The 26,017-nt window shown below is 73.0% G+C and carries 28 protein-coding genes; 14 read left to right on the top strand and 14 right to left on the bottom strand.

From position 1 onward, the window contains the following. Window positions 1–238 precede the first annotated feature (238 nt). From C7Y72_RS00300 to C7Y72_RS00275, 6 genes are all read right to left on the bottom strand, one after another. The gene (locus C7Y72_RS00300; RefSeq protein ID WP_107566637.1) at window positions 239–562 is read right to left on the bottom strand and encodes a nuclear transport factor 2 family protein; all 324 of its coding nucleotides are present in this window, start codon (window positions 560–562) and stop codon (window positions 239–241) included. 33 nt (window positions 563–595) lie between these two features. Continuing rightward, on the bottom strand, window positions 596–1,381 hold the full coding sequence (locus tag C7Y72_RS00295) for an SDR family oxidoreductase (protein WP_107566636.1): 786 nt from the start codon (window positions 1,379–1,381) through the stop codon (window positions 596–598). 57 nt (window positions 1,382–1,438) lie between these two features. Beyond that, a complete protein-coding gene (locus tag C7Y72_RS00290) occupies window positions 1,439–2,215 on the bottom strand; it encodes an SDR family oxidoreductase (RefSeq protein ID WP_107566635.1) in 777 nt (258 codons plus the stop codon). 57 nt (window positions 2,216–2,272) lie between these two features. Continuing rightward, window positions 2,273–2,986, bottom strand: a complete 714-nt coding sequence (locus C7Y72_RS00285) for a TetR/AcrR family transcriptional regulator (RefSeq protein WP_107566634.1) — start codon at window positions 2,984–2,986, stop codon at window positions 2,273–2,275. A gap of 117 nt (window positions 2,987–3,103) precedes the next feature. Next, entirely contained in the window at window positions 3,104–3,328 is a 225-nt protein-coding gene (locus tag C7Y72_RS00280) for a hypothetical protein (RefSeq protein WP_107566633.1), read from the bottom strand. 166 nt (window positions 3,329–3,494) lie between these two features. Then, complete coding sequence (locus C7Y72_RS00275; RefSeq protein WP_233243663.1) at window positions 3,495–4,154, bottom strand: response regulator transcription factor; 660 nt, start codon at window positions 4,152–4,154, stop codon at window positions 3,495–3,497. 48 nt (window positions 4,155–4,202) lie between these two features. Here C7Y72_RS00275 and C7Y72_RS00270 point away from each other — a divergent pair, with 48 nt between their 5' ends. Continuing rightward, window positions 4,203–5,240 (top strand): LLM class flavin-dependent oxidoreductase, encoded by a 1,038-nt coding sequence (locus C7Y72_RS00270; RefSeq protein ID WP_107566632.1) that lies wholly within the window; start codon window positions 4,203–4,205, stop codon window positions 5,238–5,240. Between the two features lie 9 nt (window positions 5,241–5,249). Here the strand turns inward: C7Y72_RS00270 and C7Y72_RS00265 are convergent, their stop codons facing one another. Further along, window positions 5,250–5,900 (bottom strand): class I SAM-dependent methyltransferase, encoded by a 651-nt coding sequence (locus tag C7Y72_RS00265; protein ID WP_158276544.1) that lies wholly within the window; start codon window positions 5,898–5,900, stop codon window positions 5,250–5,252. Between the two features lie 31 nt (window positions 5,901–5,931). On the opposite strand from C7Y72_RS00265, the gene C7Y72_RS00260 reads away from it, so the two are divergent. From C7Y72_RS00260 to C7Y72_RS00240, 5 genes are all read left to right on the top strand, one after another. Beyond that, window positions 5,932–6,561 carry a rhomboid family intramembrane serine protease gene (locus tag C7Y72_RS00260; protein ID WP_107566630.1) on the top strand — a complete coding sequence of 210 codons (630 nt, stop codon included), beginning with the start codon at window positions 5,932–5,934 and terminating at the stop codon, window positions 6,559–6,561. A gap of 89 nt (window positions 6,562–6,650) precedes the next feature. Beyond that, window positions 6,651–8,135 (top strand): WS/DGAT/MGAT family O-acyltransferase, encoded by a 1,485-nt coding sequence (locus C7Y72_RS00255; RefSeq protein ID WP_107566629.1) that lies wholly within the window; start codon window positions 6,651–6,653, stop codon window positions 8,133–8,135. 41 nt (window positions 8,136–8,176) lie between these two features. Beyond that, window positions 8,177–9,238 carry a tocopherol cyclase family protein gene (locus C7Y72_RS00250; protein WP_107566628.1) on the top strand — a complete coding sequence of 354 codons (1,062 nt, stop codon included), beginning with the start codon at window positions 8,177–8,179 and terminating at the stop codon, window positions 9,236–9,238. After that, window positions 9,235–9,777, top strand: coding sequence for a hypothetical protein (locus tag C7Y72_RS00245; protein WP_146175198.1), 543 nt, complete (start codon window positions 9,235–9,237; stop codon window positions 9,775–9,777). Before C7Y72_RS00250 ends, C7Y72_RS00245 begins: the two co-directional genes overlap by 4 nt. Window positions 9,778–9,789: 12 nt before the next feature. Next, window positions 9,790–10,650 (top strand): DUF5718 family protein, encoded by an 861-nt coding sequence (locus C7Y72_RS00240; RefSeq protein WP_107566626.1) that lies wholly within the window; start codon window positions 9,790–9,792, stop codon window positions 10,648–10,650. 21 nt (window positions 10,651–10,671) lie between these two features. Here C7Y72_RS00240 and C7Y72_RS00235 read toward each other — a convergent pair whose 3' ends face one another. The 3 genes from C7Y72_RS00235 to C7Y72_RS00225 all read right to left on the bottom strand — a co-directional run bounded on the left by C7Y72_RS00235 (window position 10,672) and on the right by C7Y72_RS00225 (window position 13,961). Continuing rightward, window positions 10,672–12,021: a cytochrome P450 gene (locus C7Y72_RS00235; protein ID WP_107566625.1), complete on the bottom strand. Its 1,350-nt coding sequence runs from the start codon at window positions 12,019–12,021 to the stop codon at window positions 10,672–10,674. A gap of 99 nt (window positions 12,022–12,120) precedes the next feature. After that, window positions 12,121–12,759: a TetR/AcrR family transcriptional regulator gene (locus C7Y72_RS00230; protein ID WP_107566624.1), complete on the bottom strand. Its 639-nt coding sequence runs from the start codon at window positions 12,757–12,759 to the stop codon at window positions 12,121–12,123. A gap of 26 nt (window positions 12,760–12,785) precedes the next feature. Next, the gene (locus C7Y72_RS00225) at window positions 12,786–13,961 is read right to left on the bottom strand and encodes an oxygenase MpaB family protein (RefSeq protein ID WP_107566623.1); all 1,176 of its coding nucleotides are present in this window, start codon (window positions 13,959–13,961) and stop codon (window positions 12,786–12,788) included. A gap of 81 nt (window positions 13,962–14,042) precedes the next feature. Between C7Y72_RS00225 and C7Y72_RS00220 the strand changes: the two genes are divergently transcribed. Continuing rightward, window positions 14,043–14,744: a TetR/AcrR family transcriptional regulator gene (locus C7Y72_RS00220; protein ID WP_199223810.1), complete on the top strand. Its 702-nt coding sequence runs from the start codon at window positions 14,043–14,045 to the stop codon at window positions 14,742–14,744. Here C7Y72_RS00220 and C7Y72_RS00215 read toward each other — a convergent pair. After that, window positions 14,699–15,202 carry a hypothetical protein gene (locus C7Y72_RS00215; RefSeq protein ID WP_146175197.1) on the bottom strand — a complete coding sequence of 168 codons (504 nt, stop codon included), beginning with the start codon at window positions 15,200–15,202 and terminating at the stop codon, window positions 14,699–14,701. The genes C7Y72_RS00220 and C7Y72_RS00215 overlap by 46 nt on opposite strands. Before the next feature lie 108 nt (window positions 15,203–15,310). On the opposite strand from C7Y72_RS00215, the gene C7Y72_RS00210 reads away from it, so the two are divergent. Beyond that, complete coding sequence (locus tag C7Y72_RS00210; RefSeq protein ID WP_107566621.1) at window positions 15,311–16,207, top strand: SDR family oxidoreductase; 897 nt, start codon at window positions 15,311–15,313, stop codon at window positions 16,205–16,207. A 45-nt stretch (window positions 16,208–16,252) separates the two neighbouring features. Beyond that, window positions 16,253–17,257, top strand: coding sequence for an LLM class flavin-dependent oxidoreductase (locus C7Y72_RS00205; protein WP_107566620.1), 1,005 nt, complete (start codon window positions 16,253–16,255; stop codon window positions 17,255–17,257). Between the two features lie 58 nt (window positions 17,258–17,315). Here C7Y72_RS00205 and C7Y72_RS00200 read toward each other — a convergent pair whose 3' ends face one another. Together C7Y72_RS00200 and C7Y72_RS00195 are read right to left on the bottom strand one after the other, a co-directional pair. Beyond that, on the bottom strand, window positions 17,316–18,224 hold the full coding sequence (locus tag C7Y72_RS00200) for a hypothetical protein (protein WP_199223809.1): 909 nt from the start codon (window positions 18,222–18,224) through the stop codon (window positions 17,316–17,318). A gap of 55 nt (window positions 18,225–18,279) precedes the next feature. Next, window positions 18,280–18,906: a TetR/AcrR family transcriptional regulator gene (locus C7Y72_RS00195; protein ID WP_107566619.1), complete on the bottom strand. Its 627-nt coding sequence runs from the start codon at window positions 18,904–18,906 to the stop codon at window positions 18,280–18,282. Between the two features lie 73 nt (window positions 18,907–18,979). Between C7Y72_RS00195 and C7Y72_RS00190 the strand changes: the two genes are divergently transcribed. The 4 genes from C7Y72_RS00190 (at window position 18,980) to C7Y72_RS00175 (ending at window position 23,644) form a co-directional block, all read left to right on the top strand. Beyond that, window positions 18,980–20,044, top strand: a complete 1,065-nt coding sequence (locus tag C7Y72_RS00190; RefSeq protein ID WP_107566618.1) for a DUF7064 domain-containing protein — start codon at window positions 18,980–18,982, stop codon at window positions 20,042–20,044. A gap of 27 nt (window positions 20,045–20,071) precedes the next feature. Further along, window positions 20,072–21,184 (top strand): phosphotransferase family protein, encoded by a 1,113-nt coding sequence (locus C7Y72_RS00185; protein ID WP_107566617.1) that lies wholly within the window; start codon window positions 20,072–20,074, stop codon window positions 21,182–21,184. Between the two features lie 11 nt (window positions 21,185–21,195). Further along, the gene (locus tag C7Y72_RS00180; RefSeq protein ID WP_233243661.1) at window positions 21,196–22,161 is read left to right on the top strand and encodes a DUF7064 domain-containing protein; all 966 of its coding nucleotides are present in this window, start codon (window positions 21,196–21,198) and stop codon (window positions 22,159–22,161) included. A 1,111-nt stretch (window positions 22,162–23,272) separates the two neighbouring features. Beyond that, window positions 23,273–23,644, top strand: a complete 372-nt coding sequence (locus C7Y72_RS00175) for a hypothetical protein (protein ID WP_107566615.1) — start codon at window positions 23,273–23,275, stop codon at window positions 23,642–23,644. On the opposite strand, the gene C7Y72_RS00170 is transcribed toward C7Y72_RS00175, so the two are convergent. Beyond that, window positions 23,622–24,227, bottom strand: coding sequence for a TetR/AcrR family transcriptional regulator (locus C7Y72_RS00170; protein ID WP_233243660.1), 606 nt, complete (start codon window positions 24,225–24,227; stop codon window positions 23,622–23,624). The two genes, C7Y72_RS00175 and C7Y72_RS00170, sit on opposite strands and share 23 nt — an antisense overlap. 122 nt (window positions 24,228–24,349) lie before the next feature. On the opposite strand from C7Y72_RS00170, the gene C7Y72_RS00165 reads away from it, so the two are divergent. Continuing rightward, entirely contained in the window at window positions 24,350–25,990 is a 1,641-nt protein-coding gene (locus C7Y72_RS00165) for a phytoene desaturase family protein (RefSeq protein WP_233243658.1), read from the top strand. Window positions 25,991–26,017 lie beyond the last annotated feature (27 nt).

The raw sequence follows: 26,017 nt of genomic DNA, 5'->3' as shown, positions 1-26,017 counted from the left end.
GCTTCGGGAGCGACCTGAGGTCCACCGGATCCGGGGCCGGAGCGGTGACCTCGAGGTTTCCGGGCGGGTGCCGTGCGAGCCACACCGGTGCGCCCCGCGTGCAGCAAGCACGTGACGAACCGACGGTGTCCGCGGTCCGACGGGAGCGGCGCGGGGCGCCCGCCACCGATGAGGCGGGGCCCACGACGCTGCCGACCGGACCACGGGGCGGTGGTGGCGCCGGCCGCGAAGGTCCGGCTCAGACGGGCTCGATGGACAGGCTGACGATGGCGTCGTCCTGCGTCTCGAAGTCGAACGCGAAGTCGAGGGGACCGCCTGGGAAGTCCCCGTCGCCAGACGCCACGAGACGGTGGCCGTCGTAGGACTTCGGGGTGATGACGATGTTCGGGTCGGTGAGGTGGCTCTTGATCCATGCGCGGATCTCGTCCTCGGTCCCGTGCGTCCTGCCGTCGTCGGCGACCGTCGCGCCGGGCGCGAAGAGCGCGAGGAGTGCGTCGCCGTCGTGGGCGTTGTTGGTCACGATGAACGCCGCGATGGGGCGGGGCAGGTCGATCTCGGTCATGCGGGTGCTCCTTCTCGGGGGATTGGTCAGGGGTCAGATGGTCGGGACGGTGCCGCCGTCGATCACGTACTCCGCGCCGACGATCGACGCGGCTCGGTCGGTCGCCAGGAACCCCACGAGGTCGGCGACCTCCTCCGGAGTGGCGAACCGCCCGAGGGGAACGCCGCCGAGCGAGTCGTGGACGAGCTGCTCGGCGGCGTCCCGGCTGAGGCCGTTGCCCTCGGCGAGCCGGCCGATGAACGCCTCGGTCCCCTCCGTGTGGATCCCGCCGGGGCTGACGGCGTTGACGCGCACGCCGCGCGGCGCCAGCTCGTTCGACAGCCCCTTGCTGTAGGTCCGCAGCGCGGACTTCGCGGCGGCGTAGGCCAGCGTGGCGTCGTGCAGCGGCATCCGGCTCTGGATCGAGGTGACGTGGAGCACCACCCCCGAGCCCTTCTCGATCATCGACGGCAGCAGCGCGCGATCCAGCCGCACGGCTCCGAGGAGGTTGAGCTGCAGCTCGGCCATCCACTGCTCGTCGGTGAGCACGGCGAAGCCGCCGGGCGGTGTCGACGATCCGCCGACGACGTGGACGAGCACGTCCACACCGCCGGTGTCGGCCAGGCGCTCCGCGAGAATGCGTGACCCGTCGGCGGTCGTCGTGTCGGCCCCGATGAAGCGGTCGGGGAACGCGTACCCGGCGGGCATGGTCCTGGCGGTCGCGTAGACGTCGGCGCCCAGCTCACGGAGTCGCTCGACGACCGCCTTGCCCGTGCCCTTGGATCCGCCCGTCACCAGTGCGCGTCGGCCGTCCAGCCGGTCGCGATCGGTCTCCGTCATGTGTCCTCCATGGGGCCGCGGGCCCCGTCGTGATGTGCAGGTGTTGCGGGCGCCGACTCAGAGGGTCGGGACGGTGCCCCCGTCGATGGCGTACTCCGCGCCGACGACGCCCGAGGCCCGGTCGGAGATGAGGAACGCCACGAGCTCGGCGACCTCGTCGGGACGACTGAAGCGCCCCAGGGGCACCCCGCCGACGGCGTCCATGAGCCCGGTGAGCGCGGCGTCGGTCCCGATGCCCTGCGCGGCGGCGATCTGCTCGGTCAGCGCTGCCATGCCCTCGGTCTGGATCCCGCCCGGCGCGATGCTGTTGACGCGGATGCCCTGTGGTGCGAGCTCCGTGGCGAGGCCCTTGCTGTACGTGCTCAGCGCGGCCTTGGCGGCGGCGTAGGCGGGCCGGGCCGGCAGCGGCATGCGCCGCTGGGAGGACGACACGTGGACGATCGCCCCGCGTCCCCGACGAATCATCTCCGGAATCAGGCCGCGGTCGAGCCGGACGGCCCCGAGGAGGTTGAGCTGGAGCTCCGCCTCCCAGTCGTCGTCGGTCAGCGCGGAGAAGCCCCCGGCCGGAGCGCTCGACCCGCCGACCGTGTGGACGATCGCGTCGACCGCCGTCACGCCTTCCAACCGGTCGACGAGCGTCCGCGTCCCTGCCGCGGTCGACGTGTCGGCGGCGATGAAGTTCTCGGGGTCGGGATGGTCGGCGGGCAGCGACCTCGCGGTGGTGACGACCGTCGCGCCGCCGGCCCGCAGACGTGCGGCGGTGGCCGCGCCGGTGCCCTTGGTGCCGCCGGTCACGAGGACTCGAAGACCGTCGACGTCGTGCTGAACGCTCATATAGCGTCAGCATAGCACGATCTATATCAACGATATAGCGGCCGGTCCCGCCCGAGGTCAGCCGCTGCCGGCGAGGCGGCCGAGCCAGTCGCGCAGCAGCGCGGTCTCCGCCTCGCTGAAGCCCTCCGGCGTCTTCGTCAACGTCGCGGCGAGGCCGACGGCCGCGGTCGCCGTCGTCGGCTCGCGGTCGCCCTCGGGCGGGTCGGTCGTCAAGGCCGCGAGGATCGCGTCGCGCACGTGCGCCGACAGCGAGAGGTCGCGGTCCTCCGGAGGCTGGGCGATGAGCGTCAGGGCGACGCCGCTGCCGGCGGCGACGATCTGGGACGCGGCCTCCTCCGGCGTGACGCGCAGCCGACCGTGGCGCGCCACCGGCTCGAGAGCCTGCAGCATCAGCGCGCGGAGGTCGGCGACCACGGCGCACGGCCGCCCGGGCCGCGTCCGCCCGTAGACCAGCACGTAGAAGCTCGGATTCTCCAGGCCGAACGCGACGTGCCGGTCCCACGCCTCGCGCACGTGCGCGACCGGGTCGTCCGTCGACGAGTCGTCGCCCACGGACGCCAGGAACTCGCGCAGCCCGTGGCTGACGACGGCGTCGAGCAGCTGCTCCTTGCTGCCGAAGTGGTGGTAGAGCGTCGGCGACCGGACCCCGGCCCGGTCGCAGATGGCCCGGGTCGGCACGTCGCCCCCGTCGGCCTCCTCCAGCAGCGCGGCAGCCGCGGCGAGCAGGCGATCCCGCGTGTTGACGACGTCGGTGGCCCCAGGGGTCGGCACATCCGTCACTGTAGCGGTGCTACATGCCGGGCATCGCCGCGCCGGAGGCGGCGACCGCGACGGCGGTCACGGTCACCGGCGCGGTGTCCGGGGGACAGGCGGCCGACGCCGGCCCGGCTACAGCACCCGCAGCGCCAGCCACACCAGGAACGCCGTGTGCAGCACGCACGTGACGGCACCGACGCCGATCGCCACGGCGGCCTTGCGGGATCGACGCGGGCTGCCCGCCATCCGGATCGCGGCGACGGCCATGACGTAGGGGACCGGGCCCACGACGCCGCTGACGGCGACCACCAGGGCGGTCGTGTCGCTGCGCGGGTCGTCGGCGGCGCTCGGGAGCATCACCCACCACTACGCAGCCTTCCGCAACCCGGCTCAGGGCGCGGCGAGCGCGTGCAGGTGCTCGGGCCCGTGGCTGCCTCGGGTCGTGCTCCACCCGGGGCGGCGGAGCGGACGCGACCGCCCGGTCACCGTTGCGGTCACGTCTAGGTCGTCGTGGTCGCGGCCGTCAGCGCGAGCGCAGCAGCGCGAGCACGGCCATGACCCGCCGGTGCTGCAGCGGCTCGTCGCCGAGGCCGAGCTTCCCGAACAGGCCGGTGATGTGCTTCTCCACCGCGGCGGGGGTGACCTCCAGCGAGCGGGCGATCCCGTGGTTGGACTTGCCCTCGGCCATCAGCGAGAGCACGTCGCGCTCGCGCGGGGTCAGCGCGTCGAGCGGGTTGTCGCGTCGCCGCCGCCCGACCATCAGCGCGACGACGTCCGGGTCCAGGGCGGACCCGCCGGAGGCCACGCGGCGGACCGACTCGACGAACGAGGGCACGTCGGCGACCCGCGTCTTCAGCAGGTAGCCGACGCCCTCGGCGTCGTCGCCGATGAGATCGAGCGGGTACTGCTCCTCGAGGAACTGGGAGAGCACGAGCACGGTGGTGTCCGGGTGCTCGCGACGGATGCGGATCGCGGCGCGCAGCCCGTCGTCGGTGAGCGAGGGCGGCATCTGCACGTCGAGGATCGCGACGTCCGGGGTGTGCGCGGCGGTGAGCTCCACCGCCTCCTCGGCGTCCCCGGTCTCGGCGACGACCGTCATGCCCGCGTCCTGCAGCAGCCGCGCGATCCCGGCCCGCAGGAGCACCTCGTCGTCGGCGATCAGCACCCGCGGATTGTCGGTCACGCACCCAGGGTAGACGAGCCCGCACGGCGGTCCCGCTACCGTCGGGGGATGCGTGTGAGCGTGCTGGACCAGTCCCCGATCTCCCAGGGCTCGACGAACGCGCAGGCGCTCGCGAACACCCTGGACCTCGCCCGGACCGCGGACCGCCTCGGCTACCACCGGTACTGGGTCGCCGAGCACCACGGCGGCGCGATGGCGGGCGCGAGCCCGGAGGCGCTGATCGGCCCGATCGCCGTGCAGACGACCGGCATCCGGGTGGGCAGCGGCGGCGTGATGCTGCCGCACTACAGCCCGCTGAAGGTCGCGGAGACGTTCTCGCTGCTGGACGGCCTGGCCCCCGGCCGCATCGACCTCGGGATCGGCCGGGCGCCCGGCACCGACGGCATGCGCAGCTTCGCGCTGCAGCGCGACCGCCGGCAGGCCGCGCCCGACGACTTCCCCGAGCACCTCGCCGAGCTGCTCGCCCACCTCGGCCGGCGCCCCTACCCGCCGGAGCACCCGTTCCGCCACCTGCAGGTCCGCGGCGAGCACGTGACGCCCCCGACCGCGGGCACCGGGCCGGTCCCGTGGCTGCTGGGCTCCTCGCCGCAGAGCGCGATCTGGGCCGGGCAGCTCGGCCTGCCCTACGCGTACGCGGACTTCATCTCCCCCGACGGGCACGACGTCGCGCAGCTGTACCGGGACCGCTTCGTGCCCGGCGAGCACCTCCGCGCGCCGCAGTTGCTGCTCGCCTCGTGGGCGCTCGCCGCTCCGGACGCCGCGGAGGCGCTGGCGCTCGTCTCCAGCGGCCGGATGATGTTCAAGATGCTGCGCCGCGGCCGCCCGATGCTCGTGCCGCCGACCGACGTCGCGCAGCGGTTCCTGGAGAGCGAGGGGGACACCGCGCCGCCGCGCCGGATGGTCTGCGGGACGCCGGAGCAGGTCCGCGCCGCGCTCGAGGAGCGCGTCCAGCGCTACCGCGCCGACGAGCTGATGCTCGTGACCATCACGCACGACCACGCGGCGCGCGTGCGGTCCTACCGGCTGCTCGCCGACGCCTTCGGACTCGACGCGCGCGAGCCCGCCGCGACCGCGGTCGCCGCCTGAGCGACGCCGTCAGGCGCGGGTCGCGGTGAAGTACGTGATCCCGCCCGACGGGCGCAGCGCCACGTCGACGAAGCCGTCCTGCGCGAGCCACTCGCGCAGCTCGGTCGACGAGCACATCGGGCCGAGCAGCCCGGCGATCCGGCCGGTGACGCGCATCGGCAGGAAGCGCAGGCCGGCGTCGGAGAGGACCGCGGAGCCGGACAGGCGCCCGCCCGGGCGCACGACGCGCGCGATCTCGCGGACCGCGCCGCGGACGTCGGGAAAGCAGTGCAGGCCGGTGAACGACACGCACAGGTCGAAGGTCGCGTCGGGGAACGGCATCGCGGCGACGTCCGCCTCGACGAGCTCGACCTGTCGGGCGAGCCCGCGCTCGTGCGCGGCCTCCTCGGTGCGCCGCAGCATCGCCGGGGAGATGTCGGTGGCGACGTAGCGGATGTCCTGTCCGGGGCGCATGCCGCGCAGCGCCACGCCGCCACCGCAGGGCACGTCGAGGACGGCGGCGCCGTCGGGCAGCTCGCCGACGACCTCGGCGGCCTCCCACAGCAGGCCGAAGTCGGTGCCCGCCCCGATCCGGGCGATCGGATGCCCGATGCGGCGGCTCTCGACGAGGAAGTCGTAGACGGTCGCCCAGGGATGGTCGGTGCGCCACGCGTTGGCCATGGGGCCGAGCCTAGCCCGTACCCTGGGTGACATGGCCACCGAGCAGGCAACCGGCACCCCCACCGATCCGCGCGTCGCGGGACTGAAGCTCGTCGTCGGGATGGCGGCGCTGATGTGGGTGCTCGAGGTCGTCGACGTCGCCGCGGACCACCGGCTCGACCGGTACGGGATCGAGCCGCGCGAGGCGGACGGCCTGCTGGGCATCCTCTTCGCCCCGTTCCTGCACGTCGGCTTCGGGCACCTCGCGGGGAACACGGTCCCGTTCCTGGCACTCGGCGCCGGGATCGCGCTCAGCGGCATCGCGCGGGTCGCGATCGTCACGGCGATCGTCGGCGTGGTCGGCGGCCTCGGCACGTGGCTGACCGGCTCGGACAACAGCGTGCACCTCGGCGCCAGCGGGCTCGTGTTCGGCTACGCGACCTACCTGATCAGCCGCGGGGTCTTCGAGCGCAACCTCGTCCACCTGGCGGTCGCCGCGGTCGTCGCCGCGGGCTACGGCGGCGTGCTGCTCGGCGGGATCCTCCCGGAGGACGGCGTGTCGTGGCAGGGCCATCTGTTCGGTGCGATCGGCGGCATCCTCGCCGCCCGGCTGCTGGCCTCCGAGGAGGACCGGATGCACCCGCGCGCCCGGGCCCGCGCGCGCCGCGAAGCCGCGATCTGACCCGGCTCGGCGCGGCGCCGCTCACCCTGGCGACCGCCGGTGCGACAGGCCCGGCGAACGGTCGCGTTCCCGGATAGGCTCGCCGCCCTATGCGGCAGCTCACGGGTCTCGACACGCAGTTCCTCGCCATCGAGAGCGACACCACCGTCGGCCACGTCGGCGGCCTCGCGATCTTCGACCCGGCGACCGCCCCCGGGGGCCGCTTCGGCATCGCCGAGGTCCGCGCGATGCTGCAGGAGCGGCTGCACCTGCTGCCGCCGCTGCGCTGGACGCTCGTGCCGGTGCCGTTCGGGCTGGACCGGCCGTACTGGAAGGACGACCCGCACTTCGACCTCGACTTCCACGTCCGCGAGCTGGCGCTGCCGGCGCCGGGCGACGACGAGCAGCTCGCCGAGCAGGTCGCGCGGATCGCGTCGCGGCGGCTGGACCGCGCGCGGCCGCTGTGGGAGCTGTACGTCATCCATGGTCTGGCCGGGGGGCGCGTCGCGGTCCAGACGAAGATGCACCACGCGATGATCGACGGCATGTCCGGGGCGGAGATCATGGGCATCCTGTTCGACCTCGCACCGGAGGGCCGGGACATCGAGCCGCCGCCCGCCGACCAGGCGCCCGAGGTGGCCCCGGGGACGCTGGAGATGCTCGGCCGCGGGGTCGCGGCGCTGCCGCTCTACCCGGTCCGCGCGCTGCGCGCGGTGCCGACGACGCTGCCCTACCTCGACGTCGCGCCGTCGATCTTCGGCCTGCCGGGCGCCGAGCCGATCAGCCGCACCGCGTCGCGGCTGCGCCGCCGGCTGCTGGGCAGCGACGAGCACGACGGGGAGGTCGTCGAGCGGCCGAAGATGCGCGCGCCGCGCGTGCCGTTCAGCGGCACGATCAGCCCGCACCGCCGGTTCGTGTTCGGCTCGATGCCGCTCGCCGACATCAAGCGGGTCAAGAACCACTTCGGGGTCACCGTCAACGACGTGGTCGTCACGCTCTGCGCGGGCGCGGTCCGCGAGTGGCTCGTCGCGCACGACGCGCTGCCCGAGGCGCCGCTGCTCGCCCAGATCCCGGTGAGCGTGCGCACCGACGAGCAGATCGGCACCTACGGCAACCGCATCAGCGTGATGATCGTGCCGATCCCGACGCACGTCGCCGAGCCGCAGGACCGCCTGGCGGCGACGCACGACGCGATGCGCGCCGCGAAGGAGCGCCACCGCGCGCTGCCCGCCGAGGCGCTGCAGGACGTGACGAACTTCATCCCGCCCGCGATCAACGCGCGCGCGGCCCGCGTGGTGCTGCAGCTCGGGGCCAACCCGGCGCTGCGCCCGCTGTTCAACCTCATCATCAGCAACGTGCCGGGCCCGCCGATCCCGCTGTACCTCGCGGGCGCGAAGCTCGAGGCGAACTACCCGGTGTCGGTGATCGCCGACGGTGCGGGGCTGAACATCACGGTGCTGAGCTACCTCGACTCGGTCGACGTGGGGATCATCTGCGACCGCGAACAGATGCCGGACGTGCAGCGTGTGCTGGACGGGATGCAGGGCGAGCTCGACGCGCTGCTGGCGCTCTGCGAGGCCGAGGCGCACGCCTGAACGGGGGTTGCGGACGGCGTCGCGCCGGGCACGATGGAGGGGTGCTCCGCCGCTACCGAGCCACCGGCGCCGACCTGCCCTTCGGCGACCCGCTGCGCGCGCACGGGACCGCGCTGGAGGGCTACTTCTGGCGCCTGACCGACCCGGGTTCGGGGCGGGTCGTCGTCGCGCTGTGCGGCGTGCACCGCGATGGGGAGGGGCGCAGCTGGTCCAACGTCGCGCTTGCCGCCCACCCCGGTCGCGTGCTGCATCAGGCGGACGTGCCGGGCGGTCTCGCGGACCCCGACGACCTCGGCGTGCGCGCGGGGGCCGGGACCTTCCATGGGGACGAGCGCGGCGTCCGGGTCGACCTCGGACCGCGCGCACGGCTCGACCTGCACATCCACGAGGCCTGCGCCTGGCCGACCGGACGCGCGCTCGGCGGGCTCGGGATCGGCCAGGTCGTCCCCGGCCTCAGCCAGCGCTGGCACCCGTACCTCCTCGGCGCCCGCGCGACCGGGACGGCGCAGCTCGACGGGGAGCGGATCGACCTGGACGGCTTCCGCGTCTACGCGGAGAAGAACTGGGGGACGAGCGGCTTCCCGTCGCGCTGGTGGTGGGGGCAGGCGCAGCACGTGGACGGACGGCCCGACGCGTGCGTCGCGTTCGCGGGCGGGGCGATCTCGCTCGGTCCGTGGCGCACCCACGCGACGGCGATCGTGGTGCGGGTCGGGGACCGGGTGGTGCGTCTCGGCGACCCGGTGCGGTCGCCCGTCCGCACGGACTTCGCCACCGACGGGCGCTGGCGGCTGTGGGCGCGCTCGCGGCGCCTCACGGTCGAGCTCGACGGCCGCGCGGACCCGGCGGGCGCGCACCTGCTGCCGGTCCCGCTGCCGGCGCGCCGCTGCAGCGTCCCGGGGGCACGCCAGCACTTCGACGGGCAGCTGCACGTCACGGTCCGCGAGCGCGGTCGGCTGCTGCTCGAGGGACGCTCGCCGCTGGCGGGTCTCGAGCACGGCGGAGCGCACGTGATGGCCGAGGTGTCCCGGGCTGCCGCTGCCACCGCACCGGGGGGCCGGCCGGCTGGGTGCCTGCCGGCCGGCCGCGGGCGCCGGGCGGCGTGAGCCCGCTGCCGGACCTCGACCGCTGGGTCGCCGATCCGGCGGTCCGCACGCGCCACGAGCGGACGGCGGCCGCGTCGGCGGGGGAGCTGTGGGCGGCTGCCCGCGCGGTGCGGCTGGACGACACGGGGACGCTCGGCGGGCTCGTGCGCTGGCGCATCCCGGGCACGCCGCCGGACCGCCGCTTCCAGGAGCTGTTCGCGACGGCGCCGTTCACCGTCCTGGCCGAGGGCGAGCACTGGTCGGTGTCCGGCCTGTGCGGCCGCATCTGGACGCTTGCGCGCGACTACCCGCGGGTCGACGCCGAGCGGTTCGCGCGGTGGGACCGCCCGGGCACGGTCCGCGTCGTCTTCGCGCACGGCGTGCGGCCGGCGGGCGACGGTCGCAGCACGCTGGTCAGCGAGGCGCGGGTCGCGCCGGTCGACCGCCGTGCGCGCTTCGCACTGCGGTCGCTGTGGCTCGCCGTCGGCCGCTTCGAGGCGCTGATCGGCGCTGAGCCGCTGGAGCTGGCGGTCCGCCGTGCCGAGGGGCGCGGCCGGTAGCCTGCCGCGGCGATGCAGCTCAACCTCGAGGACCTCCGCGCCGCGTTCGGCTTCGGCGTCGCCGGCAACTTCGCCGGGCACCTGGAGCAGGCGGGCGAGGCGGGCGACTTCACGTCCGTCGACGCTCCCGCGGAGGCGCCGAAGGGCATCTTCCCCTGGTACGTGCCGCGCGACAACGGCTTCCTGCGGCTGTTCCCGCTGTCCCACGAGCGGATCGTGCTGCCCGTGTCGAAGACGCCGCTGAACCTCCAGATCGAGCCGGAGGTCGCGGTGCTGGGGGTCGTGACCTACCGGCGCGACGGGACCGTCGACCGGATCGAGCCGCGGGCGATCGGCGCGTTCAACGACTGCTCGATCCGCCGCGAGGGCGCGACGAAGATCAGCCAGAAGAAGAACTGGGGCGAGGCGTCGAAGGGGATCGCGCGGCAGCTGCTGCGCGTCACCGAGATCGAGCCGGACGGCGCCGCCGCGACGCTGCGCCTGGCGAGCTTCCTCGTGCGTGACGGCGAGGCGCTCCCTTATGGCGTGGACAGCGCCGTCGCGGACTACTCGTACTTCGGCACGCAGCTGCTCGACTGGGTCGTGGACCGCCTGCGCCACCAGCAGGGCGCGGACGGCACGCCGCTGGAGGACGTCGGGCAACAGCTGCTCGCGGCGGGGCGCCCGGCGGTCGTGGTGATCGGGATCGGCGCGACGCGCTACACGGCGCTGGGGGAGACGACGTTCCTCGCGCCCGGCGACCACTCGGTCGTCGTGGTGTACGACGGCGCGCGCCACGACGCGGACGCCGTGCAGGCGGCGGTCGCGGCGGGCGCCGAGCACGAGCTGCCCGGCGCCTCGACGCTGCGACAGGTCGTCTTCGCCGCCGCCTGAGCGCCGCCCCGCCGCCGCGGCTCAGGCGGCGACGAGCGCCGCGTCCGTCGTGCCCGCGGGCGCCGCGGACGTGCGCCGCCGCACGACCGCCACGCCGCCGGCGGAGGGCGCGAAGGCGACGCCGCGGAAGCGCATCTGCTCGCCGGGCTCATCGGTGGGCACGAGCTCGACGTGCTGCAGGACGGTGCGCAGCACGACGTCCATCTCCATGTGCGCGAACGCGGCGCCGATGCAGCGCCGGATGCCGCCGCCGAACGGCGTCCACGTGTACGTGTCGGGCTTGACGCCGACGAAGCGGTCGGGGTCGAAGCGCTCGGCCTCGGGGTAGTAGCGGTCGTCGGCGTGGGTGAGCGCGGCGGAGACGACGATCGCCATGCCGGCGGGGACGGTCCACTGGCCGAGCCGGAAGTCCTCCTGCACGAACCGCACGGTGCCACCGATGACGGGACGGCTGCGCTGCGTCTCGCGGATCGTCGCCTCGCGCAGCTCGCGGCCGCCGGCGTCGGTCTCGGCGACGAGGCGCGCGAGCAGCTCGGGGTGGCGGCGCAGGCGCTCGACCGTCCAGGAGAGGCTGCCCGCGGTGGTCTCGTGGCCGGCGACGAGGAGGGTGAGGAGCTGGTCGGCGAGCGCCGCGTGGGAGAGCTCGTCGCCGTCGTCGTAGCGGGCCTGGACGAGCAGCGCGAGCACGTCGGTGCGTTGCTCGAGGTCGGGGTCGGCCTTGGCCTTGGCGATGAGCGTGGCGACGTAGGCGTCGAACGCGGCGCGCTGGCGCACGAAGCGACCCCACGGGGAGCGCGGCCCGAGGTCCTTGTGGAGGGCGGGGACGAGCACGAGCTTGGAGCCGAGCTCGACCATGCCGGGGAGCAGCTCGCGCAGCCCGTCGAACTCCTCGTCCTCGGCGCCGAAGACGGTGCGCAGGATGGCGTTCAGCGTGATGCGCATGAACGGCTCGAGCGTGCGGAACGCCTCGTCCTGCGGCCAGGTCTCGAGCTCGCGGACGGTCTCCTCCTCGAAGATGCCCTCGTAGGACTTCATCCGCTCGCCGTGGAAGGGCGGCAGCAGCAGCCGCCGCTCGCGCAGGTGCTCGGCGTCGTCGAGCGAGAACAGGGAGCCCTTGCCGAGGACCTTGCCGAGCGGGCCGCGGTCGCCGACGTGGAGGACCTTCGGGTCGGCGGTGAAGACCTGCTTGACGAGCGTCGGGTGGGTGATCACGACGCTGTGGCCGAAGCCGGGCAGGTAGGTCGTGAAGGCGTCGCGGTGGCGGCGGTGCAGGGTCTGCATGACGCGCTGCTGCCAGAACAGGAAGGCGGCGCCCTGGACGGCCTTGGGGAGGCGCGGGCCGGGCGGCAGGCGGTGGGCGGTGGCGGTCATCGGGGGCCTCTCGTTCCTCGGACGGACACTGACCGGTACGTCAGCGTACCGGCACGGTAGCGCACGGTACGCCGATGTACCAGTGCGTCGTCCCGGACCTCAGACCCAGCGCCGGCGGGACGGGTCGAGCACGGCCTTCACCGCGTCGCGCGCGGGCGGGTGCAGCGCGCTCAGGTCCTCGCCGCGCTCGACCGCGTAGACGATGAGCTCGCGCAGCCCGCCGACCAGCAGCACCGCCGTGTGCCGGGGCAGCGGCTGGACGCCCGCGGCGCGCCACTCCGGGGTGTCGACGAGCCCCACGATGAGGTCGGCGAACCGGTCGGTGACCGCCGCCTGCACCGCGATCGCCTCGGCACCGAGCGCGGGCAGCTCGCGCACGAAGCTCACCGTGATCTCCGGCTCGGCCTCGATCACGCCGACGTGCACGTCGAGCGCCTGGTCGACCTGCGTCGTCCACGGGGCGGTGGGGTCGACCGCGGCGGCGATCGCCCGGATCGCGACGTCGTTCACCGCGTCGAACAGCGCGATCAGCGCCTGCCCGCGGTCGTCGAAGTGCTCGTAGAAGGTCCGGCGGGAGGTCCGGGCCCGCGCGACGACGTCGGCGACGGTGGTGCCGCGGAAGCCCTGCTCGCGGATGCTCTGGGCCAGCGCGGTCAGCAGCCGCTCGCGCGGACCGTCGCCGACGATCGTGTACGGGTCGGGCGGGGGGCTGTCGCTGTCGCGCGCGGTGGCGGGCATTCGCGGCAACGGTACCCGTCACCGGCTCATGCGGCGCGGGGGAGCGCCGGCTCCTGCGCCACGTCGCGCGGGTCCAGCGCGGCCGGGGCGGCGCCCGCGAGGCCGAGCGTGCGGCGGACCCCGGCGATCTCGCGGGCCACGAGCCGCTCCTCGCTCCCCAGCACCCCGGTCCAGCGCAGCGCGTCGCGCGCGAGCATCAGCGGGCGCAGCCCGGGCAGCAGGTGCCGCAGCGGCGAGGCGGGGACGTCGAGCCGGTCGGCCATCTCGTCGCCCATCCAGCGCCGGGTGTACATGCCGAGGATCTGGGTGGCGAGGAACTCGGCGGGCACGTGCGTCGGACCGGGGAGGACGCGCTGCAGCGAGACGCCGTGGTGCAGCAGGGCGTGGAGCAGCTTCGCGGAGTCCTCGTTGGGGCCCGGGTCGAGGTCCAGGGCGGTCCCGATCGTCGTGCAGGCCTCGCGGTAGCTGTGCGGGAGCAGCTCCTCGGGGGCGCCGGTGACGAACCCGATCCAGCGCCAGAGGTGCGTGAGCGCCTCGAGCTCGGCCCGCGAGTGCCGCACGCCGAGATCGCGCATCGCACGCAGGGGCACGACGTGGAAGCCGCCGATGGCGGTCACGAGCGTGTCGCTGGCGCTGATCGGCACGCCCCACGACGCCCGGTCCCAGGTCGGGTCGCGCAGCAGGTGGTCGCGGACGAGCGCGTGGACCATGCGCACGTGGATGCTCGCCGCGACGCCCGGGGCGACGGCCCGGCCGTCGACTCGCATCCCGCCCGGGGTCGTGACCTCCAGGACCCAGCGCGCGGTCTCGCCCATGCGGCGGGACGCCATCCGCTCCAGCCGTCCGGTGGCGGCGAGCGGTCGCACGAGGAACGCCGACTGGTAGCCGAACGCCAGCGAGCCGGCGGCGAGCGCGAGGCTGATCGGCTGCGCCCCGCCCTTCCAGAAGGCGAGCGCCCCGGCGTCGGCGAGCTCGGGGTCCAGCCAGGCGGGCGGCTCGACCACGGGGGCGAGCAGGTCGTGCACCTCGCGCGGGGTGCCGGGGAGCGGCCGGCCGGCGAGCGCGGCGTCGAGCAGCGCCCAGCCGCGGCCGCCGGGGAGGTCGCGGAAGGCGGCGACGACCGCGTCGGCGGCCGGGTCGCCGACGGTGCGGCCGTCGAGGAGGCGCTGTTGCAGCGCGGGATCGTGCGCGGGTGCGGACATCAGGAAACGGATGTTGCCGGAACGCGCCCGATCTGGCAACACCCGTTTCCGAACCGTGCCGGACGTGCTTCACTGGAGGCCGTGAGCACTCCCGCCACCGGCGTCTACGCCGGCGTCCCCGCCGCCCAGCGCCACGCCGAGCGCCGCGCGCGCCTCATGGCCGCGGCGCTCGAGCTGCTCGGCACCGTCGGCTGGTCTGGGACGACCGTGCGCGCCGTCTGCGCCGAGGCGAAGCTCACGCCCCGGTTCTTCTACGAGAGCTTCCCCGACCTCGACGCGCTCGTCGTCGCCGTCTTCGACGAGGTGAGCGCGACGACGACCGCGCGCGTGCTCGCCGCCGTCCGGACGGCCGTCGCCGAGGACCCGGCCGACCGCCTGGCCCACGCGCGCGCCGCGATCGGGACGCTCGTCGTGGACCTCACCGACGACCCGCGCCGCGCCCGCGTCGTCTTCGTCGAGGCGCTCGGCCACGAGGCGCTCGCGCGACGGCGGCTCGCCTCGATGCGCACCCTCGCCGGGCTCATCGCCCACCAGGGTCGCGCCTCGTTCGGCACCACCGCGCGGGACGAGGGGCTCGTCGCGGTCACCTCGTCGCTGCTGGCCGGCGGCATCGCGGAGCTGCTGATCGCGTGGCTCGACGGCGAGGTCGAGGTCACCCGCGACGAGCTCGTCGAGGACTGCGCCGAGCTGCTCGTCGCCGTCGGGGAGGGCGCGGCGCGGATCGCGCGCCGCCGCGCTCAGGTGCCCGGGACGGACATCGAGCCGCCGAACAGCGCCAGGTAGCCCCCCGCGACCGCGACGGCGAGGGCGACGCTCACGACCATCACACGCTCGAGGATCCCGTCCTGCGCGGTCGTGTCCTGCGAGTCGCGCATCGACGTGTTCCAGGCCGCCCGTCGCGGACCGTCGCGCAGCGCCCCGCGCAGCTCGCGGTGCGCGTGGTCCAGGCGACCCAGCAGCGGCGCGAAGAACGCCATGCTCACCGGGGTCGCGACGAGCACGAGCGCGATCGGCGCGAAGCTCGGCGTGCCCGGCGTCGAGATGAGGCCGCCGAGGAGGATCCACAGCACCGGGATCCCGATCCACAGGACGATCGACCCGACCGCCATCGCCGCGACCAGCGCGACCGCGCGCACGCGCAGCGCGAGCGGCGGCGCCGACCCGGGCGGATCGGTCGCGACCCGGTCGGCGGGAGGGGGGGCGGGGACCTGGGCGGGACGGGGCGAGGGCGAGGGCGGCACGATCGGCGCCCGGGGCAACGCACGTGCGCGGGCCGCCGGGGGCCCGACGCTACCCGGCCGCGTCCGCCCCGCGCAAGGTCGAGCGCCGGTCGGCTAGCGTGCCGCGCCATGAGCTCCGTCAACGGCAAGGTCGTCCTCATCACCGGCGCGGCGCGCGGCATCGGCGCGGAGACCGCGCGGGCGCTCGCCCGCAAGGGCGCGAAGCTCGTGCTCACCGACCTCGACGCCGAGCCGCTGGCCGCGCTCGGGGCGGAGCTCGGCGACGGGGTCGCGGTCACCGCGGTCTGCGACGTCTGCGACCTCCCCTCGATGGAGGCGGCCGTCGCCGCCGGGATCGAGCGGTTCGGGGGCATCGACGTCGTCCTCGCCAACGCCGGGATCGCGAGCTACGGCTCCGTCATGGCGGTCGACCCGGCGACGTTCAAGCGCGTCATCGACATCAACATCACCGGCGTCTTCCACACCGTCCGCGCCGCGCTGCCCTCGGTCGTCGAGCGCCGCGGCTACGTCCTCGTCGTGTCGTCCCTGGCCGCGTACGCCCCCGCGCCCGGGCTGGCCGCCTACAACGCCTCGAAGGCGGGCGTCGAGCACTTCGCCAACGCGCTGCGGCTGGAGCTCGCGCACCGCGGCGTCGTCGTCGGCTCCGCGCACATGTCGTGGATCGACACCCCGCTCGTACAGGACGCCAAGAAGGACCTCACGGCCTTCGACAAGATGGTCGCCTCGCTGCCCGGTCCACTGAGCCGCACGACCTCCGTCGACCGCTGCGTCGAGGCGTTCGTCGCCGGCATCGAGGGCCGCAAGCGCCGCGTCAACGTGCCCGGCTGGGTCGGCGTCATGGGCTGGATCAAGCGGCTCGCCACGACCCCGGTCGGCGAGCGCGAGACGCTCAAGCAGGTCCCGACGCTGCTGCCGCTGATGGACCAGGAGGTCGCGGCGCTCGGCCGCTCGACCAGCGCGCGCAACACCGCGATGGACCAGACCGAGGCCGCGGTGCGCAGCTGAGACGGCCGTCGCAGGCGGAGGGTCGCGGCGCGCTAGCCTCGATGGATGGCGCTGTGTCTCTCGATCCTGGACCTCGCGACGAGCAGTGAGGCCGTGCCGCCGGGTGCGGCGATGGCCGCGAGCGTCGAGCTCGCCCGTGCCGCGGAGCGGCTGGGCTACACCCGCTACTGGTTCTCCGAGCACCACAACATGCCGACGATCGTCTCCTCGGCGCCCGCGGTGCTCGCCGCGCACGTGCTCGCGCACACCGACCGGATCCGCGTCGGCGCGGGCGGCGTGATGCTCCCCAACCACTCGCCGCTCGTCGTCGCCGAGCAGTTCGGCACGCTCGAGTCGCTGCATCCCGGCCGCGTCGACCTCGGGCTCGGGCGCGCCCCGGGCGGCGACCAGCACACGTTCGCGGCGCTGCGCCGTGACCCGGCGGCCTCGTCGGTCTTCCCGCAGGACGTCCTGGAGCTGCAGGCGCTGCTGGGCGACCCGCAGCCCGGCCAGCGCGTCCACGCCGTGCCCGGCGAGGGGACCCACGTGCCGCTCTACATCCTCGGCTCCTCGCAGTTCGGGGCGCAGCTCGCCGCGCACCTCGGACTGCCCTACGCGTTCGCCTCGCACTTCGCGCCCGCCGAGCTCGTGCCCGCGGTCGCCCGCTACCGCGCGGAGTTCCGGCCCTCCGAGCAGCTCGAGGAGCCCTACGTCATCGCCGGGCTCAACGTCTTCGCCGCCGACGACGACCGGACCGCCCGGGAGCTGTTCGAGGCGAGCCTCGCGACGATGGCCCGCGGCCTCGCGAAGCTCGCCGGCCGTCCGGCGGGCGCGACCGACGCGGAGCTGCTCGCCTCGCCGATCGGCCGGCAGGCGCGGATGATGCTGCACCACCGCGCGGTGGGCGCACCGGCGACGGTCCGCGCGGAGGTGCTCGCGTTCGCCGCGCACGCCGACGCCGACGAGGTCATCGTCGCGATGAACACCGCCCGCCCCGAGGTCCGCCTGCGCAGCTACGAGCTGCTCGCCGAGGTGTTCGCCGACGAGCTCGCGGCCGCCTGCGCGGCCTAGACGCAGGTCGGCGCGCGACCGCGGCCTCGTCCGCGCCGCGGCCGTCCCGGGATCGGTGTCACCCCGGCACGCCGACGGGGATCTTCTCGGGTGCGGGGCCCGCGGTCGTCGGCACGGACGCAGGGCCCCCGGCGAGCGGAGGGGCGTCGCCGGACATCGCCTCGCGCAGGAGCTCGCGCTTGGTCAGCTTGCGCACCTGCGACTCCGGCCGCGCGACGAGCAGCGAGAGCATCCAGATCGAGTACAGCGCCAAGGACAGCGTCACCAGGGTCGCTGCGTGCGTCCACCAGAGGGAGATGTCGCCCTGGTTCAGGGTGAGCCACACCGGCCAGGCGATCGCGGCGTTGGCGATGCCGTCGACCATCGGGATGATCGGGATGATCCCCAGGATGTGCCAACCCTTCAGGTGCGGCTCGAGCTTGTAGATCAGGGCGCCGCCGAGGATCGGCATCACCGGGTTCATCATCGGCCACCACAACGGCAGGCCCCAGATGTCGAACGGCTGGCTGCCGTAGTACTCGTAGGCGCCGAGGAGGACACCGGGGCTCTCGAGGAAGATGTTCACGCAGACCTCCGCGATGTAGAGCGCGAAGAGGCCCTTCGTGGTGATGCCGGCGGCGATCAGCCGGTACGACAGGTAGGCCATGCCGCCGACGTACCAGATGTAGACGAAGGGGATGAAGAGCGGCATCGTCCGGTCCATCAGCGTGAACGTCGCGGTCTCGGCGCCGTTCTTGATGTAGCAGAGGCCGAGCGTGTCGACGATGGGCTCCCACACGCAGGCGATGCTGCCGCCGAGCAGGCACATCAGCAGGATCGGGCGCTTGCCCTTGACCAGGTGGCTGATGCCGTACGCGAGGAAGATCGCGACGGGGATGAACAGGAAGATCGAGAACAGGATCTCCGGGGTCAGCGGCATCTGGGAGGTCGGATGCGCGGGGATCGCGGCGAGGGCGTCGGGCAGCATGGCCGCGACGCTACCACGAAAGTGAAAGCTCTTTCAATAAGTCTTGAAAGAGTGTTCAGGCGATGCGCTGCACGACCTGCCTGGCGCGGGCCGGGGCGAGGCCGAGCATTCGCAGGGCGTGCTCGGCGTAGACGAGCTCGGCCCCGGGGCCGACCCGGCCCATCACGATCGCGCGCATCAGGCTGAGCGCGCCACCGAGGATCGTGGTCACGACGATGTCCACGGCCTCGGGCTCGAGCTTGAACCGCCCGGACTCCAGGCCGTCGACGACCGCCGCCGTCGCGGGCGGGCTGACCGAGCCGAGCATGACCTCCTCCGAGTGGTTGAGGTGGACGAGGAGCTGCGCGAAGTCCGGGTCCTCGTAGGCGATCGCGACGAATCGCTGGATCGCGGTGGCGACGACCTCCGCGGAGTCCTGGTCCTCGGTCTCCTTCGTCGAGAGCGCGGTGGCGACGTTCGCCAGCGTGTCGCCGACCACGGCGTCGACGAGGTCCTCCTTGGTGTCGAAGTAGTTGTAGAAGGAGCCGAGCGCGACGTCGGCCTCCGTCGTGATCTCGCTGATCCGCAGGCCCGCGACGCCCTTGTCGGCGATCAGCCGGCGGCCCGCGTCGAGCAGCGACCGGCGCGTCCGCTCGCGACGGTCGGCCTGCGAGGTGCGGGATCGGGAAGGTGTCTTCGCCACGTGAGCATCTTTTCAGGAAGCGGCGGCAGCAAAGAGTTGAAAAAGTTTTCAGAAACTGGTTAGGCTCTTCCGCATGGCCCACGGAGTCCACCCGCCCGAGACGGACCTGCTGCTGCCGCTGCCCGCGGACGGCGAGCAGTGGGATCCCCACACGATCCACACCCACTACTTCGGCTTCTCGATCCCCGAGGCGCAGATCGGCGCCTTCCTCTACGTCCGCTACATGCCGGCGGTGCCGCTGTCGCACGGGGGCGTCTGCCTGTTCCGCGGCACCGACAACGTCCACGTCACCGACATGGAGTTCCTCGACTACGAGGTCGGGATGCCGTGGCCGCAGATCGACGGGAACACCATCCGCACGGCCAACGGCCTGCAGATCGAGTTCCTCGAGCCGGGCCGTGTCGCCCGCGTCACCTACACCTCGAACGACGGCACGACCTCCCTGGACGTCACGCAGACCGCGGTCACCCCGCTGCTGGCCCGCGGGCACGTCATGCCGGGGGAGGAGCTCCGCCACGGCCTCGACGGCCAGGGCGACGTGCGTCCCGGGGGCTCGGAGCAGGTCATGCACGTCACCGGTGAGCTCGTCCTGCGGGGCGAGCGCTTCGTGGTGGACTGCCATGCGCCGCGCGACCGGTCGTGGAAGCAGATCCGGGTCGAGCGCCAGGGCGCGGTGCCCGTGCCGCCGGTCGGCTGGTCGCCGATGTACTTCGGGCCCGACCTGATCTTCAACCAGATCAGCTTCGAGGCGCAGGACACCGGCCCAGCCTGGGAGGGCGTCTACCAGGTGCCCGCCGACCGGCCGAGCCATCACTACGCGTGGGTCGTCCGCGACGGCGAGACCCACGAGATCACCCGCGTGCGCCGCAACGTCCTGGAGTACGACCCGGACATCTTCATGGCGATCCGCCAGGAGATCGAGGCGGAGGACGAGACCGGTCACGTCTACCGGTTCACGGGGGAGGCGATCGCCACCGCGACGATCCCCGCGTGGCCCAACGCGTCCTTCCACGACAGCGTCTTCCGCTGGGAGTCGCAGGACGGACGGGTCGCCCACGCGACCTATCAGGAGATCTGGTTCGACGACTACCAGCGGGCCATGAAGGACCGGTTTCGCGTCGCCGCGCCGCAGGCCTAACCCGTACGAGAGAGCAGGAGAGAGACCATGGCACTGTCCAACACCACCGATCCCGCGAAGGCCGCGGAGAGCCTCGCCATCGCGATCGGCCGCAATGTCCCGGGCGCACAGGAGGTCCTCGTCACCGACATCGACATCCCCAAGGCCAGCGGCCTGTCCAACGAGACCGTGCTCTTCAGCGCGTCCTGGATGCAGGGCGGGGAGGAGGTCTCACGCCGACTCGTCGCGCGCATCCAGCCGAGCGGCCCGGCCGTCTTCCCGCGCTACGACTTCGGCCTCGAGTTCGACGTCATGCGCGCCCTGCAGATCGGCACCGACGTCCCCGTGCCGGTGATGCTCTTCTGGTCGGACGACGCGTCGCTGCTCGGCGCGCCGTTCATGGTCATGGAGCGCGTCGACGGCCGGGTGCCGAGCGACGACCCGCCCTTCACCGCCGCGGGCTGGGTGCTCGAGGAGCTGTCGGCCGACGAGCGCGCGCGGCTGAACGAGAACGCTCTCCAGACGCTGGCCAAGCTCCACTCGGTCGACCTCGATGCGGTCGGTCTGGGTGCCTTGGCCGCGCACCGCGAGGCGGGCATCGACGGGCAGCTCGCCTTCTGGCGGGAGACGTTCGAGTGGGCCGCCGCCGGCGACGCCAACCCGACGGTCGAAGCCGGGTTCGACTGGCTGGCGGACAACCGTCCGGCCGACATGGGGCCGACGGTCCTGAACTGGGGGGACGCCCGCGTCGGCAACATGATGTTCGCCGACGACCTGTCGGTCGCCGCGGTGCTCGACTGGGAGATGGTGGCCGTCGCGCCCGCCGCCCTGGACGTCGCCTGGTGGCTCTTCCTCCTGCGCCATCACACCGAGGGCATCGGCGCGCCGCTGCCCGAGGGCTTCCCGACCCGCGAGGAGACGGTCGCGCGGTACGAGGAGCTCACCGGCTTCTCGCTCCCCGACCTCCACTGGTTCGAGGTCTTCTGCGCGGTGCGCCTCGCGTCGCTGATGCACCGTGCCGGCAACCTCATGGTGGGCGCGGGGCTGCTGCCGCCGGACGCCCCGATGAAGCTCAACAACCCGGCCAGCCAGCTGCTCGCGAAGCTACTCGGACTCGAGGCGCCGAGCGGAGAGTCGCAGAGCTTCATCGGCAACCGCTGATGGGCGGCTCGGTGCAGCACGGTCCCGAGGGCGAGCTCCGGCAGGCTCCCGAGGCCGACGAGTCGTGGCAGGACAGCGCATTCGTCACGTTCCACTGTCCGACGTCCGGGATCGGCGGGCACATGCGTATCGGGCACGAGCCCGGACACGCGGGCGGGGTGTCCGCGCTGTGGTTCGGGCTCGTCACCAAGGACGGCCGGGCGTACCGGCGCAACGCGTCCTCGCCGCTGGAGTCGGCCGACCTGCGGGACGACGGGTTCGGCGCCTACGGCGGCCGCTACCGCGCCGTGTTCGACGGCGACCTGCACTTCCAGGCCGACGACGAGGACGTCTCGATGGACCTGCGGTTCGCCGACTTCTATCCGCGCACCGACTTCTTCCCCCCGACCGCCGGCACGCTGGTCGACGACTTCGCGTCGTCGCACTTCGAGTGCTCCGGTCGGGTCACGGGGAAGATCGTGCTCGGGGGCCGGGAGTACGTCCTCGACGGCCTCGGGCACCGCGACCGCAGCTGGGGCCTGCGCCGCTGGGACACGCTGCTGAACCATCGCTGGGTCCCCGGCACCGTCGGGCCGCAACTGTCGTTCGGCCTCATCAGCTGGAACGGCGTCGACGGCTCGCTCAAGCAGTTCGGCTACGCCGTCCGCGAGGGCGAGGTCGTCCACGCCACCGACGTCGACGTGGTCGTCGGCATGGAGGCGGACGGCGTCAGCTACCGCTCCGGGTCCACGAAGCTCTGGCTCCCGGACGGCCAGCTCGTCGAGATCGACTGCCGTCCGTACGGCGCGACCGTCTCCGAGCACCACGGCGTCGCGTGCGTCGACGCGATCTGCGAGATCGAGATCGACGGCGCGCGCGGCTTCTGCGACCTCGAGGTGTCGACGAACCCGCGCGCGGGGAGCGGCCCGGTCGCGACGGCGGTGCTGGCGAACACGACCGAGGGTCTCAGCGGCGCCGAGGCGGCAGTCGCGGGCTGACGAGGTGCAGCAGCAGTGCTGCAACGTCGCCGTCCAAGGAGCGTGGACGGTCGGGTCAGACGAGTTCCGACCGGTCAGACTCGAGCTCGATCGACGCATCGGACTGCCGCTCCCGCGCGGAATCGGCGGCCGACGGCAACGCGACCGCCGTACGAAGGAGGGCCTCCAGGCCCTGTTTCGTACGGAACTCGCGAAGGAGGCAGCGCGTCGCGCTTGCAGGCCCGCGCTCGCGTCCACGCGCAAGGACTAGTGAGGTCGCGTTCGTGGCACCGTCTGCCAATCGCGCGCGGAACTGGCCGTGGACGCTGTATCCGGTGACCGCTGAAGCTGCCCTCGCGTTGGGCGGACGCCTACGCGGAGTCATCAGCTAGATCTGGGCGACCCGACGGTCATCACATCTGAGAGTCATCGCGGCTCTGTGAGACTGTGCTGTGATTCGGATGAAGGGAGCACGTCGTGGACGACGGGAAAGCGAGTACGCCAAGCACCGTAGGTCAGGGTGCGTTGAGGTCGATGAGGAAGCGCGGCGCCGCAGTCCCGCCGGTCGCCGAGCCCCGCCTCTCCCCGAGTGCCGAGGTGGCGTTGCTCTGCAACTCCAGGGGGTCCGAGCCCACGGTATCCGCTCGGTGGGCAAGAGTTAGGCACCTGGTGCGTCAGCACGAGTCGCCTTCCGGCGACGACGCCACGTTGTTCGTTCTACTGGCCGTCGAGCGCGTGCTGCCGGTCGCAAACGAAGCAGAGCGACGGACGGCACACCGCCACCTCGTGGCCATTGGAAGTCGAACCGACCTTCCGAAAGAGATCCGTCGCGCAATGTGGCGACTGCTCATCAGACCGGGCAACGGGCAACGACTCGCCGATCGTCTGCTGCCACCGACTCTGATCAGCAGCGACCTCTACGAGAGCGGAGCCGGAATCCATCCTGTGGTCTAGGGGCGCCGAGCCCGGCCGCCACTCGCGCTCCCACGCGAGAGGAGAGGTCGCGGATCGCAGTTTCGCGGAATCGAGACGTGCTGCAAGGCACGCGGTAGGAGCAGTCTCGGTGCTCGTAGCCGGTCTGGCGTCGCTTGAGCGTTGAACGGTCGCACGGCATGGATCTACGATTTCTGTGATGACCCGTGACGAGGAGATCCATGAGCGCATCTCGGCGGCTCTGGCTGCGCCAGAGGACAGCGATGAGCGTTGGGCTCAGGTCACGGCCCTCCACTACCTCGATACCGACCCGTCGTTCGATGCGGCGGTCGCGCTCTGTGAGAGTCCCGAGCCGGTTCGTCGTCAGCTTGGCGTCGACATCCTTGCCCAGCTCGGTACGCGCAAGACGGGGGACGACAGGGTGATCTTTGATCGTCCGCACTGCGATCGCGTCGTCGATCTGCTGCGGCAAATGTTGAAGTCAGAAGCGCAGCCGACCGTGCTTGCATCCATCGCCTACGCCGACGAAATCTCGGCGGCGCCCCGCGTCAGTCCAGCGGGAGCCGGCTGATCCTCCGGGCCTCGTCGTCGGTCACGCCCAGGAGCCGCAGGATCGACTCGGCGTGGGCCTGCTCGGCGTGCGGCGGGACGCGGCCCTCGAGGATCGCGCGGATCAGGCCCATCGAGCTGGACGCGAGCATGACGAGCATCACGTCGACGTCGGGCACGTCGAAGTCACCGCTGGCGATGCCCGGTTCGAGGGCCATCCGGGCGTAGGGGAGGGTCGCCGTCGCGAAGAGGTCGTCGCCGTTGTGGAGCTGGACGAGCAGCCGGGCGAAGTCCGGGTCCTCGTAGGCCAGGCGCACGAACCGCCGGTCGGCCATGGCGGCCCGTTCCGCCGGCGGGAGGTCGTCCGGGATCGAGGTGAGGATCGTGTGCGCGAGCGTCTCGAGGCTCTCCCGGAAGACCGCGGCGACGAGGTCCTCCTTGGAGTCGAAGTGGTTGTAGAAGCTCCCCCGCCCGACGTCGGCGGCGTCGGTCAGCTCCGCGATCCGCAGCCCCGCGACACCGCGTTCGGTGATGAGCTCGCGCGCCGCCGCGACGAGCTGACGACGGGTGCGGGCGCGGCGGCGGTCGGTGCGTGTCGCGGGCATGTCCACCGCGACGAGCGTAGCCAAAACACGTGCCATGAATGAACGTTCAGACAGAGTTGAAATTGTTTTCAGAATCTGTGTAGGCTGGCCCGGACGCAACGGAGGAGGAGCGGTCGATGTTCATGAACAGCAAGCAGGATGCCGGGGACGTCATCGTCATCGGCGCCGGCCACAACGGGCTGGTCGCCGCGGCGTACCTGCGCCGGGCAGGGCTCGACGTCACGGTGCTCGAGGCATCGCCGACCGTCGGCGGGATGATCTCGACGAACCCGGTGATCGACGGTGCCCCGGGGCACCGCATCAACGAGGGCGGCATCCAGGCCTCGCTCTTCCGCGCGTCGTCGATCGAGCAGGACCTGAACCTCGCGAAGTACGGCTTCAAGCAGCTCATCGCCGACCCGTTCCACGTCCACCTCGACCCCGAGGGGCCGTCGCTCGCGTTCTGGCAGGACGCGTCGAAGACCGTGCAGGAGATCCGCCACTTCTCCCCGCGGGACGCGGTCAAGTACCGCGAGTTCGCCGACAGCCTCGACGCCGCGATGGACCTCGCGATCCCGTTCATGCTCGGCCACCCGACGCGCCCGGACTTCAGGACGGCGCTCAGCATGCTGCCCAAGGGCGCCCGGCGCCGCAAAGAGCTCTGGCCGCTCCTGAGCTTCTTCACGAGCTCGCACGCCGAGATCGTCGAGGAGCGGTTCGACCACCCGCTCGTCCGCGGCGCGCTCGCGTCGATGCCGCCCTTCTGCTGGATGACGCAGGACGGCACCGGCTGGGCGCTCATCTACGTCGGCATGTGCCACCGCACGAACTCCGCCCGCTTCCTCGGCGGCACCGGCGCCCTGACCGACGCGCTCCACGCCTACCTGAAGGACCACGGCGCCGAGGTCCGGACGAACGCCCGCGTCACCGAGCTGCTGGTCGACGGCGGCGCGGTCGTCGGCGTGCAGCTGGACAGCGGCGAGCAGCTCCGCGCCGCGAACGTCATGGCCTCCTGCAGCCCCAAGGCCACGCTCGCGCAGCTGCTCCCCGAGGGCACGCTGCCCGACCACCTGGAGCGTCGCGCCAACGCGATCCCGACCAACGTCCTCGAGACGACGACGCTCAAGATTGACGTCGCCGTCTCCGGCAAGCTCACGATGCCCCGCCACCAGGCGTGGCGCGACCAGCATCGCGGCGACGGCCTAGATCTCCGCAAGCCGATCGTCAGCTGGCAGACCTACGAGGAGCACAAGGAGGCGTGGAACCGCGTCGTCCAGCGCCGCTGGCCCGAGGTCATCCCCTTCATCGGGATCATCCCGTCGGCGATCGACCCGACGCAGGCGCCCGACGGGCAGGACACGTTCTGGCTCTGGTCCGGCATCACGCCCCGCAACCCGGAGGCCGAGCCCTGGGAGACGGTCCGCGACCAGATCGGCGACCGCGTCCTGGCGGAGTGCGCGACGGTCTACGAGGGGCTCGACTCCCTGGAGATGGGCCGCCGCGTCTTCTCCGCGCCGGACCTCGAGGAGCGCTTCCACGTGCCGGACGGCAACGTCTACCACGTCGAACCGGTGGGGGCGCGCTTCGGCCCGCTGCGTCCGGCGCAGGGCTTCGGCTCCTACGACGTCCCGGTCCCGGGCCTCTGGATCACGGGTGCCGGCACGCACCCGACGGGCGGCATCAGCGGCATCCCCGGCAAGAACGCCGCGGACGCCTTCCTCGCCACCGCGAAGTGCGCCGGCGGCCTGCCCGCCCGGGCCCGCCAGCTCGTGACCAGCCGCTGAGGCCACGCCGTGCCGGCCCGCCTCAGA

The organism is Paraconexibacter algicola, from assembly GCF_003044185.1.
Classification (GTDB): Bacteria; Actinomycetota; Thermoleophilia; order Solirubrobacterales; family Solirubrobacteraceae; genus Paraconexibacter; species Paraconexibacter algicola.
The sequence above is the reverse complement of the archived record's forward strand: the minus strand, read 5'-3'. Positions and strand labels throughout refer to the sequence as shown.